Raw genomic sequence first — 12672 nt, 5'->3', positions numbered from 1 at the left:
GTGAGTCGGGAAGTGCGTTGGGATAGAAGTGCTTTGGGATAAAAGTGGGCGCAGGCTACAGCCAGCGGCCCCGGCGCCGTATGTAGATCTGCTTGACGATGTGGGCGGCGAACGCGTATGCGAGCGTGACAGCCACGAGCCACCAGGCGTATCCGACAGGAGGGGCCTGCAAGTGCAATAGTGAGGCGGCCGGCGAGATCGACAGAGCTATCCCCCCAACCGCCGCCATTGCCGTCACCGCAACGACTACCGGCGCCACCCTCGACCCGCGCCAGGGCAGCTCTCGGCTACGTAGCACCAACACGACCACCAGTTGTGTCAGCAGACTCTCGAGGAACCAACAGCTTTGGAATGCAGCGACGTTGCTGCCAAGGTGATAAACCCACCACAGCATCGCGAAGGTGAGCATGTCGAACAGCGAACTCAGGGGTCCGAAGACAAGCATGAAAGAGATGAGGTGTGTGGCCTCCCAGCGGTGTGGCGTTCTGAGATAGTTTGCCTCGACCCGGTCCCACGGCAGGGCCAGTTGGGCGGTGTCGTAGATGAGGTTTTGCACCAGCAACTGAATCGGCAGGATCGGTAGGAACGGCAAGAAGGCACTGGCAGCCACTACCGAGAGAACATTGCCGAAATTGGAGCTGGCCGTGATCTTCACGTACTTCATGGTGTTGGCCAAGGTTTTGCGTCCCTCGACGACACCATTGGCCACCACGGCCAAATCCTCCTTGAGGAGGACGAGATCCGCGGCGTCGGACACTACGGGTGAAGCGCCACTGGCCGCGATGCCGGCATCGGCCAACCGCATTGCCGGGACGTCGTTGGCCCCGTCGCCCAGGAAGCCGACGACCCGCGAACTTTCGCGTAGTGCTGAGACGATCCGGGTCTTGTGGTTCGGGCTCAGTTCGGCAAATACCGCGGAATTCGACACGACCTTGCGCAGGCGGACATCACTCAACTTGTCGATGTCGCTGCCGATTGTGACTCGGCTGCAATCGATGCCGACTTGACCGGCCACCACTCGCGCCACAATCCGGCTGTCCCCGGTCAGCACTTTGACTTCGACGCCGTGCTCACGAAGCTGTGCGATGGTGTGGCCGGCGGTTTCGCGCAGCGGGTCGACAAATCCGATGAAACCGATCAGCACGAGATCTGACTCGTCGTGTTCGTCGTATCGGCCCAGCCGGGCAGGGACGTCCTTCATCGCCACAGCCAGCACACGCATGCCATGGCGGCGGAACGCATCTAGCGTGTCGGCGGCTTCCGCGTCGAATCCATCAGAAATCGCGTGGATCTCGTGGTCGACAAAAACCTTCGTGCATCGGCGAACCACCTCGTCGGGATCACCTTTGCAGATCACCATGTGGCGATCGGACTGGCGGGTCAGCACCGTGGTGGAGCGCCGACGCACCGAGTCGAAGGCGATCTCGTCCACCCGGCAGTACGCCGCTTCGGCGATGGTCCGCATCTGCTGGTCTCCGAGCAGGTTCGCGATCGCATCGTCAAGAACACTGGACTGGTCATCCTGAAAATGCACTGCCAGGTAGGCGAATTCGCCCGCAGCGTCTTCAATGCAGCCGCTGACATCGACACTGTGGGCAAAGATGACCCGATTCTCGGTGAGAGTTCCAGTCTTGTCGACGCACAGCACGTCGACCGCACCGAGATCTTGGATGGCGTTAAGCCGCTGCACCACAACGTGTTTACGTGCCAGCCTGGTGGCACCACGGGCCAGATTCGTCGTGACGATCACTGGCAGCAGTTCCGGTGTCAGGCCGACCGCCACGGCGACAGCGAACAGCGCTGCCTGTTCCCATGTCCCCCGGATCATGCCACTCACGGCGAACACAACGGGAACGAGAACAAGCATGAATCGAACTAGCGACCACCCCACGTACCGAACGCCTCGGTCGAAACTTGAATCACGCCGGCAGTCCGCAGCGGCCCGGCTGACCCGGTCGAAGTAAGTGTCCGCGCCGGTGGCGATCACCACCGCGACACCCGAACCAGCCACCACACCTGTGCCTTGGAAGCAGACATTAGGCACCATGGCAACGGATTGGTCGGCAACACCGTCAGCTGCGAACTTTCTGCTCGGGAGAGCCTCCCCGGTCAGCGCAGACTGATCCACCAGCAGGCCGGTAGCCGATACGATCCGGACATCCGCGGGCACTACGTTGCCGGCGTGCAACACGATCACATCGCCGAGCACCACATCGGGCAGCGGCACTTCACGATCGATTGGCTGTGCGTCGGCGCAAGCACGTCGGCGCACGGTCGCGGTCGCCGCGGCGTGATGTTGCAGGGATCTCAGGGCGCGTGCCGCGCGATTGTGCTGCCACCAGCGAACCACGATGGCCACTACCACCATCGTCGTCACGGTGCCCGCCCCGCGGACGTCACCCAGCACGCCAAGCACCACCCCGAGGCCCACCAACAACGCGACGAAAGGGCTGCGCAACGCCACTGACAGTCCGTTGAGCAATCGCATAGCGCCGACCAAGACGACGCGGTGTGCCGGCGGACGCGGGTTGCGCTCGGCGGCGGCCTGCTCGGTTAAACCTCGTAACGTCGCGTCAAGCCGCTGAAGCAGTGTGAACAGGGACTCATTCGCAACGTCATGCAGCCACGAATAGTCTGCGGCCAGCCGATCAAGGACTGTTCGGGTTCCCGGTGATGACACGCCAGGCATCGGACCTCCACTTGGGTTAGTTCATCGTCTTGGTAAGACAAACGATGCTGACCTCCATGCAGACCGGGACGGCTTCAGCCTTACGGCGAGTTAAGCCCGCATGCGCCCGGCTCACTGATTGCATGGAAGTCGTGACTACTTCCCTCGATCATGTGGCCACCTCCTTGGAATCCAGACTCCTCATCCGAGCCCGGGAGTATTAGATCGGCCATCAAGATGAAAGTCAAACGCTTGCACAACTGTCCATCGTGCGGGAGGCTCGAATCGCGTGGCCCGGCTACACTCAGCGACGTGTCAGGAGAGGTTCGTAGTGACTTTGCGCGGTGAACGGAACATTGACGGCCAGTTACCGCCAGAGGTACTCCAGCAGAGCGCGACCTTGATGGCTATGTTGGCTGCCACTGTGCGCCTGCACATCCTGTGGTTGCTCACGATCGAAGATCGCGACGTGACCACACTGGCCACACTCACCGACCAGAGCACGCCGACGGTGTCACACCACTTGAGCAAATTGAAGCTCAGTGGGATCGTCAACGATCGCCGTAGCGGACGGCAACGAATCTATTTCATCACCAACGAGCGAGTCAGCGACATCGTGCGTCTGGCTGTCGAATCAAGCGACATGTGGCCGCAAACCGCCAAACGCCGCACCAAATTCGCGTGACATAGCAGGTTTCGCCAGCCCAACAGCCAGCCATTACCGAACGGACGGCAGTCGGCACAGGTATCTTTCACTGCGCTACAGGTATCTTTCACTGCGCTACAGGCGATTACCAGGACCAGATCGCTGATAGATGGCAGCGAACGCGAGCACGCGTGCTGCGAACTGTTATCGCGTTCAACACTTACAGCTGTATAATTGCACATCTGAACAACTGTTTACTCGGCAGCGTTGGCGGGTTGTTGTTGCATCCGGCGCGAATCTCTCTCAGTGGTCGCGTGTGAACACTCCCGGAAGGAAGTCCCGTGTTACGGATCACGCTCGAGGCGCGGCGCACTTTACGCCGCGTTTCCGCGACGCCGACCGGAAATATCGACCACGCAAGACATCTCGAGGTGTGGCTGCCCCTCGGCATCGCAATTAGTGCCAGGGTCGCGCGCCGCTCTGGGCGGGGATCGTCGTCAGTCGTCACGCTCGGATGCGGTCGTTAGGCCAGCCATGCAGCCTCAAAAGGATTGCGGTGCCGACGACGCGATCCGAGACGCCTTCTACGAGAAGCCCACAGTGGTGTTCCAGCCGATCGTGTGCTTGCAGGACAGATCGCTATCAGGCTACGAGGCGTTGGTGCGCTGGCCTCAACTGGGCAATCCCAGTCCTGAGCAGGTGTTCGACGACGCGGCGTCGCAAGGCGAGGTCACGGGGCTCGACCAGCGCTGCCTGGAGACCATCGTCGGCTCTCCTCGACTCGAGGGCCTCGCCGATATCCTGCTATTCGTCAACACGGTACCTAGTTCGGACATCGTGTTCGATGTAATCGAGTCGTCGATCCGGGATCTAAGGCGGGCGAACATCGATGTGGTCTTCGAGATCACCGAACGCGGTCTGCCTGTCAGCCCGACCACCTTGATCAAGAAGGTCCAGAGGATCCGTGATATCGGCTGCAGAATTGCACTCGATGACCTCGGCGCCAATTCGCTGTCACTGCCCATGCTCGACCTTTTCACGCCCGATTTCGTGAAACTCGACGCGACCCTCGTCCGAGGCAGACTCACGGTGCAGCAGTCCGCTACTATTTCGGCTGTGGTTGCCTACCGGGAGCGAACGGGGGCGACTGTGATTGCTGAAGGGATCGAGACGGTCGCCGACCTCGGGCGCGCCCTCCGTTACGGTGCTGGATTAGGCCAAGGCTTCCTGTTCGGGCAGCCCACTGATACTCCCAGGCTCCAATATCCTTGACCCACAACGACAGCGGGCTCCCAAGGTAAGGACGGTCGACTCGCTGGGCTCGACCGTCCCTTGATCAGGCTCAAAGGCCAGCCCGGCGGAGTTCCATATCTGTTCTAGGCCGTGATAGCCATGGCACCCAAAGCGGCGGCCAGCACCTCGATGTCCTCGGCAGTGTTATCGACATGCGCTGACACCCGCAGCACCGGTGCTTGCATCTCCAGCGGGGCCCGTTCGATACCAGCGGCGGTGGTGACGATGTTGTGCTCGGCGATCAGGCGAGCCCGCACAGTCGCCGGATCCGCGCCGGCGGTGGGCGCCAGCGTGGTGATCGCGGTGGGCTCGTCGACGGGTTCCACGACGCGCCAGCCGGGGATGTCGGCGAGCACCTTGCGCGCGACCCGGGCGGTGGCGACGAGGGCCTCCCGCACCGCCTCGGGACCGGCTGCGAGGTACTCGCCCAACGCGACCGAAAAACCTACTCGCGCAGCAATATTGGCCTCGCCGAACTCCAGGCACTGCAATGCGGACAGCGGTCCCGCCCACTCCGGGCAGCGCAACAGGTCTGCCAGCGACGGGCGCACGGCCAGCACCCCGACACCGCGGGGTCCGGCTATCCACTTGCGCGACGACGAGTAGACGGCGTCGGCGTCACCCACGCAGTCGATCTGTCCGAGCGCTTGTGCAGCGTCCACGATCAGCGGCACTCCGAGGTCGCGGCACACCGCGGCCAGCGCCGGCACCGGCTGCACCACACCGCGGTGACTGCCGACCGCGGTCAGGTGCACCATCGCGGGCGGCTCATCCCGCAGTGCCGCCGCCGCGGCGTCCGGATCCACCCGGCCCAGGCCGTCCACCGGCAGGACCGAGCGGGTGAAACCGTGGGCAGCGAAGAGGGCGAGGTTGGGCCCGTACTCCCCTGGCAGGCAGGCGACCGTCTTGTCCAGCGGCCACACCCCGAGCAGCAGTTCCAGCGAGTTACCCGAGCCGGTGGTGAAAACGACGTCAGCAGGCGACATTCCGGTCAGCGCGGCCACCCCGGCGCGCCCGGCGTCGAGCACGGGGGCGGCCGCTTCGGCGGCGACGTATCCGCCGACCTCCGACTCGTGTCGCGCGTGCGCCGCGGCCGCCTCGATGGCGGCCAGTGACTGGCGCGAGCAGGCGGCGCTGTCGAGGTGCACACCGGCTGCCGGCAGGCGGGCCTGCCGCCAGCGGTCCCTCAGCGTGCTCACTTCACGGCCAGCGACAGGCCGAAATCACCCGCCGGGTCGGTCCACCAGTGGGTGCGCCGCAGGCCGGCCTCGGAGAGTTCCCGGCTGACGGCCTCCGGCCGGAACTTGCATGACACCTCGGTGAGCATCTCCTCACCCTTGCCGAAGTCGACGCGCAGGTCCAGCGCGGCGATGTGCACGTGTTGCGTGTCGTTGGCGCGCAGCCACATTTCGATGCGTTCCGCCTCGGTGTTCCAGCGGGCGACGTGGGTGAACGCCTCGATGTCGAAGTCTGCCTGGAGCTCCCGGTTCACCACGGCCAGCACGTTGCGGTTGAACCGCGCCGTGACGCCCGCGCTGTCGTCGTAGGCGCGGACCAGCCGGTCGGCGTCCTTGACCAGGTCGGTGCCGAGCAGCAACGAGTCGCCCGGTTCGAGGACATCGGCCAGCGAGGACAGGAACTCCGCGCGGGGGCCCGGGGTCAGGTTGCCGATGGTCGAGCCGAGGAAGACGAACAACCGCCGCCCGCCGCCGGGGATCTTGGCGAGGTGTTCCTCGAAATCCCCGCACACCGCGTCGATCTCCAGGTCCGGGAACTCGCTCTGTAATGCCTCGCCCGCGGACTCCAGCACGCCGGCGTCGACGTCGAACGGGATGAACCGGCGCAGCGATCCGGTCTCGTGCAGGGCGGCCAGCAGCATCCTGGTCTTCTCCGAGGTACCGCTGCCGAGTTCGACCAGAGTGTCGGCGCCGCTGGCCTCGGCGATGCCTGCTGACACGGTGCGCAGGATCGTCGCCTCCGCCCTGGTCGGGTAGTACTCAGGCAGCCGGGTGATCTGGTCGAACAGCTCGCTGCCGACGGCATCGTAGAACCACTTGGGCGGCAACGACTTCGGATTCTTCTGCAGCCCGTTGCGCACGTCGTCACGGAGCGCCTGCATCGCCGCGTCCGCGGCCAGAAAGTTCGACAGCGTGAATGTCACGACGATCCTTTCAGCGGAGTCCACGTCACCCGGCCGCCGGTGACCTCGACGAGATGGCGATCGGGCACGTCACGCCAATCGGGGTGGTCGTCGTAGGGCTCGCTGGCCAGCACCACCCCGTCGGCCCGCTCGAGCACCGACAACGTATCCCCCCAGGTCGTCGCCAGCAGTCGAGAACCGTTGGCCGCCAGGATGTTCAGCCGGGCGCCCGGATCAGCTGTCCCAACCTCCACCACGGTGTCACCGAGGTTGTCCAGTCCGCGTTCGAAGATCAGTGCGGCCAGGACTGCGCTGTCGACGGTCGACTCGGCCGCCGAGGTGGCCGGCAGTACCGCGCGGTCGACAATCCCGTTGTGCGACAACAACCATCGGCCGTCGGTGAAGGGGGCCGACGCGCTCGGCTCGATCGGCATCCCGATGCTGGCCGAGCGGACCGCGGCGACCACACATCCGCTGTGCAGGGCCGGTGACACCGAGGCGAACGACGTGTCACCCCATAGCGGTGACGCACTGCGCCACCTGCGGACCTGGCCACCGGAATCGAAGAACCCCACGCCCCAGCCGTCGGCGTTGAGCAGTCCGTGTTTCTGCCGGCGCGGGGCGTAGGACTGCACCCGCAGACCCGACGGCGGGTCCAGGACGAGGGAGGCCACCGACACCGGTTCGCCCAGCCACCCCAGATGACGGCACATCAGGCGTCCCAGGCCAGTCGGACACCGGAGAAGATCTGCCGCCGGATCGGATGGTCCCAGTTGCGGAAGCTCGGCCGCAGGATGTCTGGGGCCACCGCCCACGACCCGCCGCGCAGAACCTTGTAGTCGCCGCCGAAGAACGGCTCGGAGTAGCGCTGGTAGATCATCGGGGTGAAGCCCGGCCACGGCCGTAGCTCCGAGGTGGTCCACTCCCACACGTCACCGAGCATCTGCTCGGCGCCGTAGGCCGAGGCGCCCTGCGGATAAGCCCCGACCGGGGCGGGGCGCAGCGCGTCGCCGCCGAGGTTGGCCACGCTCGCGGTCGGCTCGCCCGCTCCCCACGGGTAGCGATGGCGCTTGCCGGACAACGGATCCCAGGCGCAGGCCTTTTCCCATTCGATCTCGGTGGGCAGCCGCGCGCCCGCCCACGCGGCGTACGCCTCGGCTTCGAAGTACGTCACATGCTGGACGGGTTCGTCGGCGGGAATCTCCTCGACATAGCCGAACCGGGTGCGGCTGCCGTCGGGGTTCCAGAACTGCGGTGCGCTCAGGCCGGCCTGCATCCGATGCTCCCAGCCGCGCGCCGACCACCACCGCCGTTCGGTGTAGCCGCCGTCGTCGACGAACTGCCGCCATTCACCGTTGGTGACCGGCACCCGCCCGATCCGGAACGACGGCACGTCGACGACGTGGCCAGGGCGTTCATTGTCCAGGGACAGCGGTTCGTCCGCGGCATCGACACCCAGGACGAATTCGCCGCCGGCGACCGGTACCGATGTTCCCGCCAGGCCGGGACGGCCGGGCGGCAGGACGGCGGGTGAGGTGAGGATCGGCGGCCCTGCCCGCAGATTGAGCGCCTGCAACATGGTTTCGTCGTGCTGGTTCTCGTGACTGATGACGAGACCGAAGCGGAACGGCAGGTCCTCGTCGTGCTCGGGGGCGGCGTCGAGAGCGTCGAGCACCGCGGAGCGCACGGTGCCGCAGTAGGCACGGGACTCGGCCGGCGAGAGCAGCGGCAACTCCACGCGGCTGGCCCGGGAGTGGACGAACGCGTCGTAGAGCCCTTCGATGTTGGCCGGCAGCATGCCCGGCCGGTCCGGGTTGCCGTCGCGCAGCAGCCAGAGCTCTTCCTGCTGTCCGATGTGGGCGAGGTCCCACACCAGGGGGCTCATCAACGGGTTGTACTGGCGGTGCAACTCGGCGTCGTCGAAGTCGGTCAGGGACAGCGTCCGCTGCCGGGCCCGCTCGAGGTTGCGGGCCAGTGCGTCGCGGGAGATCACTGCTGGCCCCGGGCGAGGCGGCGAACCGCGGGCACGATTCCGCCCGCGATCACCCGGTCGGCGACATCATCGGCGGGGCTGCGGCCGGCTTCCACGTTGTGCACCAACTGCCGCATGGACTCCGATAATTCCGCGGGCGCCCGATCAGCCACCGCCGCGACGCATTGGTTGGCTGCCAGGTAGAGCCGCTTGTCGGCCAGGCCGACGCGGGCAGCGAGGTCCCACGCCGTCGACACCGGCTCGACAGCGTCGGCGGCCACATCGGCCGCGAGGGGGTCGTCGAGCAGCGTCACCAGCAGGAACGCCAACGCTGGCCACAGCGCGTCGGGGACGCTGTCGAGGTAGCGGATTTCCAGCCAGCCCCGCGGGCGCACCGGGGGAAACAGGGTGGTCAGGTGGTAGTCGAGGTCGGCGAAGGTGGGCTGGCGGTCACCGAGCCGCACCCGGCCGTCGGCCCAGTCGGCGAAGGGCACCGGGCTGGTCGCCGGCACGGCCTCCGGGCTGTGCACCAGCATCACCGGGGCCTTCAGCGCGTACCGGGCCCAGTCGATGCCCGGATCGTCGGCACTGGCACCGAGGATCGGCCCGCAACGCGCGGAATCCAACTTGCCCCACACTTGCTGCCTGCTGGACTGCCAGCCGGTGAACTTTCCCGACATCAGCGGCGAGTTCGCGGCGATCGCGATCATCGTCGGGCCCAGCGCATGGGCCAGACGCACCCGCTGCGCCCAGCCGCTCTGCGGGCCGGCGTCGAGATTGATCTGCATCGAAGCGGTCGACGTCATCATCGCCGCGGCCGCCTGGGCGGCTCCGGTGGCGGCGAAGTACTGCTCCATCGCCTGGTATCGCTCGCCCGGGTTGATGCGCTGCGCCCGCCGCAGCGGGTCGGCGCCCAACAGCACCAGGCCCAGTCCGGCGTCCTCGAACGTCGACCGGATGACGTCGCGGTCGGTGGCCATCGCAGTGATGGCGGCAAGCGCGCCATCCAGCGGCGGCCCCGACAGTTCGACCGCCCCACCAGGCTCGATGGTGATCACGCTGCCGCCGGCGAGCTTGGGCACCGAGGCGATCACCTCATGCAGCTCGGCCCAGCCGGGGCGGCGGTGCGGGTCGTCGAGGTCGAAGCAGTGCGCCTCGAGTTCCAGGCCCACCCGGCCGATCGGGCCGTCCCGCAGGGAACCCTCGGCAATGTGTGCGGCGGCCTCGTTCGCGTCGGCCAGTACGCGCTCGTCACCCACCGGCCCGAACTGCGCTCGGCCTGGTTGGGACGTGACGGCGAACGTCATGAGAACCATCTTCCAGCCCGCACCGACAAAACTCCCCGCTGATCGAGCAACACGTCTGTGACGTGTACCCAAACCCCGGCGTCGTTACTGCTATTGACCCAGAGTGTTCTGCATCGCCCCGGCGAGCACATTGACCGCGGGTCCGCCGTTTCCGGACTGGCAGACCTTGGCCTGGAGCAGCACGTTCTCCCGCAGCCTGGTCTGGGTGAAACAGCGCCGATCAATACCCGCTTCCTGCTTCACCCAGACCGCGTCGGTGGCGCTCGGGGCCGCTCCGCTGAACGACCACACCTCGGTGGTGCCGTCCTCGAGGTGCATCGCAGTGGTCTGACCCGAACAGCCGACGGTGCGGTCGATCACGCGGTGGTAGGCCCGGCCGGCGGCATCGGCGGTGGCGAACACGCCGATCGCCTGCTTGACCAGATGGCTCTGGTCGGTCGCCGACGTCTGGGTCACCGCGCCGTTGAACGAGGCGAGGTCCGGGTCGTAGAAGATCTCGGGCAGGCCGATGTCAGCCCAGTTGTTGCACACCGGAAGGTCCACCCAGTACGCCTGGACAGGGTCGGTGAACACCGACTCCCACGTCATCGGCGCGCCGACGATATTGCCGACCGAGCCCTTGCCGAGCACCGCGTACGACACCACACCCGGATCTGAGGGGCGGGCCTGCGCCGGCGCTGCCAGGGTGAGAGCCACGCACATCGCCGCCACCGCGACGACGACCTCGCCGAGCTTCACACGCATGGCTTCGATCATGCCAGCAATCGACTGCGAAGCTCCTATTCGAGGGTCGCGCGCACACCTTCCTCGACCGCTTTGCCGAGATCGGGGTCGACGTTGCGCCAGTATTCGAACACCCGCGACAGTACTGGCTCCTTCACACCCTTCGAGACATGCCCGATGATGTTGTGCGCCAGCCGTTCCCGTCCGGCATCGTCGAGAACATCGCGAACCAGCGTGCCGGCCTGACCCCAGTCGTCGTCGGCTTCACGCAGCGCGTAGGCAGTTCGCACCATGTCGCCGTCGGACGCCCAGTGCACCTCGGCGGCGCGGGCCGGATCGGCGTGCGGCCCGCCCATCGAGTTGGGCGCATAGACGGGGTCGGTGACGTTGCTGATCCGCATCGCCCCGTCCTTGGAGTAGCTGTGCACCTCCACTTTTGGCGAGTTCACCGGAATCTGCTTGTAGTTCACACCGAGCCGGTGCCGGTGGGCATCACTGTAGGAGAACCCGCGGGCCAGCAGCATCTTGTCGGGGCTCAGACCGGTACCCGGCACCAGGTTGTTCGGCTCGAAGGCGGCCTGCTCGATCTGCGCGTGATAGTCGATGACGTTGCGGTTCAACGTCATCCGTCCGACCTCGTGCAACGGGTAGTCGCTGTGCGGCCACACCTTGGTGAGATCGAAGGGGTTGAACCGGTAGGTCTTGGCGTCCTCGAACGGCATGATCTGGACGTGCAGGGTCCAGCTGGGGAAGTCGCCATCTTCGATGGAGTCGAACAGGTCGCGCTGATGGGCGTCACCGTCGATGCCGGCCATCTGGTCGCCCTCCTCCTGGGTGAGGTAGTCGACGCCCTGGTCGCTCTTGAAGTGGTACTTCACCCAGAACAGCTCACCTGCGCTGTTGACCCAGCTGTAGGTGTGGCTGGAGTAGCCGTTCATGTGCCGCCAGGTCTTGGGGATTCCCCGGTCACCCATCAGCCAGGTGACCTGATGCGCGGATTCCGGTGACAGCGTCCAGAAGTCCCACTGCATGTGATGGTCGCGAAGATTGCTGGACTGCAACCGTTTCTGCGATCGGATGAAGTTCTGGAACTTCATCGGGTCGCGGATGAAGAACACCGGCGTGTTGTTGCCCACCATGTCGAAGTTGCCCTCGGAGGTGTAGAACTTCAGCGAGAAACCGCGCGGGTCACGCCAGGTGTCTGGGCTGCCGCGCTCGCCGGCGACCGTGGAGAACCGGGCCACCATCTCGGTCTTGGTGCCGGGCTGCAGGAACGCCGCCCGGGTGAACGCCGTGACGTCCTGGGTCACCTCGAACGTGCCGAAGGCGCCGCCACCTTTGGCATGCGGCTGACGCTCCGGGATGCGTTCCCGGTTGAAGTTGGCCATCTGCTCGATGAGGTAGTGGTCCTGCAGCAGGATGGGGCCGTCGGACCCGACGGTCAGGGAGTGTTCGAAGCTGGGCACCGGGGCGCCGGAGTCGGTGGTCGCGTACTTCTCTGTCATAGCCGGGGGTGTACCCATTGCCGCGGGGTTTGTCCCATAACGACAGGAGCCCAGCGCCCGGGGGTTGGGCGCTGGGCTCTCGTCGAGGTCGGATCAGGGGCGAGGTGCCTGGGTCGCGGTGGCTCCCGGGCCGCCGCTACCGGGCATCATCGGCCCGAAGCCGGGTCCGCCGGGGCCGGGTCCGGGACCCATCGGTCCGAAGCCGGGTCCGCCCGGGCCGCCGGGGCCCATCGGCATGGGGAACATCGGCGGGCCGCCGCGGTCGCGGAATTCGGAGTTGCCGCTGTGGTGGCGCCAGCCGCCGTCGTATCCGCTGTGCCGGCCGAGCGCGAAACCGGTGAAGAAGACCGAACCGACGATGAAGATGACGCCGGCGACGATCGCGACCCAGGCGGCCACCTGGTAGAGCCGGTTGGGC

General features: G+C 66.1%; 11 protein-coding genes. 2 read left to right on the top strand and 9 right to left on the bottom strand.

What is annotated here, in order from left to right; genetic code table 11:
- Positions 1-55: 55 nt before the first annotated feature.
- On the bottom strand, positions 56-2680 hold the full coding sequence (gene mgtA / locus HBE64_RS01135) for a magnesium-translocating P-type ATPase (protein WP_208300543.1): 2625 nt from the start codon (positions 2678-2680) through the stop codon (positions 56-58).
- Positions 2681-2999: 319 nt separating this feature from the next.
- Here mgtA and HBE64_RS01130 point away from each other — a divergent pair, with 319 nt between their 5' ends.
- Positions 3000-3353: a metalloregulator ArsR/SmtB family transcription factor gene (locus HBE64_RS01130; protein ID WP_243841460.1), complete on the top strand. Its 354-nt coding sequence runs from the start codon at positions 3000-3002 to the stop codon at positions 3351-3353.
- A gap of 495 nt (positions 3354-3848) precedes the next feature.
- Complete coding sequence (locus HBE64_RS01125; protein ID WP_167096989.1) at positions 3849-4586, top strand: EAL domain-containing protein; 738 nt, start codon at positions 3849-3851, stop codon at positions 4584-4586.
- 104 nt (positions 4587-4690) lie between these two features.
- Here HBE64_RS01125 and egtE read toward each other — a convergent pair whose 3' ends face one another.
- The 8 genes from egtE to HBE64_RS01085 all read right to left on the bottom strand — a co-directional run.
- On the bottom strand, positions 4691-5806 hold the full coding sequence (gene egtE / locus HBE64_RS01120; protein ID WP_167096987.1) for an ergothioneine biosynthesis PLP-dependent enzyme EgtE: 1116 nt from the start codon (positions 5804-5806) through the stop codon (positions 4691-4693).
- Positions 5803-6768 carry an L-histidine N(alpha)-methyltransferase gene (egtD, locus tag HBE64_RS01115; protein WP_167096985.1) on the bottom strand — a complete coding sequence of 322 codons (966 nt, stop codon included), beginning with the start codon at positions 6766-6768 and terminating at the stop codon, positions 5803-5805. Before egtD ends, egtE begins: the two co-directional genes overlap by 4 nt.
- Positions 6765-7460: an ergothioneine biosynthesis protein EgtC gene (egtC, locus tag HBE64_RS01110; RefSeq protein ID WP_167096983.1), complete on the bottom strand. Its 696-nt coding sequence runs from the start codon at positions 7458-7460 to the stop codon at positions 6765-6767. The genes egtD and egtC overlap by 4 nt, the downstream gene beginning before the upstream one ends.
- Positions 7460-8740, bottom strand: a complete 1281-nt coding sequence (gene egtB / locus HBE64_RS01105) for an ergothioneine biosynthesis protein EgtB (protein WP_167096981.1) — start codon at positions 8738-8740, stop codon at positions 7460-7462. Before egtB ends, egtC begins: the two co-directional genes overlap by 1 nt.
- Positions 8737-10026, bottom strand: a complete 1290-nt coding sequence (gene egtA, locus HBE64_RS01100; protein WP_167096979.1) for an ergothioneine biosynthesis glutamate--cysteine ligase EgtA — start codon at positions 10024-10026, stop codon at positions 8737-8739. The genes egtB and egtA overlap by 4 nt, the downstream gene beginning before the upstream one ends.
- A gap of 90 nt (positions 10027-10116) precedes the next feature.
- Positions 10117-10728 (bottom strand): sensor domain-containing protein, encoded by a 612-nt coding sequence (locus HBE64_RS01095; RefSeq protein WP_167108444.1) that lies wholly within the window; start codon positions 10726-10728, stop codon positions 10117-10119.
- A gap of 77 nt (positions 10729-10805) precedes the next feature.
- Positions 10806-12254, bottom strand: coding sequence for a catalase (locus tag HBE64_RS01090; RefSeq protein ID WP_167096977.1), 1449 nt, complete (start codon positions 12252-12254; stop codon positions 10806-10808).
- Between the two features lie 93 nt (positions 12255-12347).
- The coding region (locus tag HBE64_RS01085) for a hypothetical protein (protein ID WP_167096975.1) at positions 12348-12672 on the bottom strand (325 nt) is incomplete at its 5' end.

Source organism: Mycobacterium sp. DL592 (genome assembly GCF_011694515.1).
Classification (GTDB): Bacteria; Actinomycetota; Actinomycetes; order Mycobacteriales; family Mycobacteriaceae; genus Mycobacterium.
This window is presented reverse-complemented; position numbering and strand designations above follow the sequence as displayed.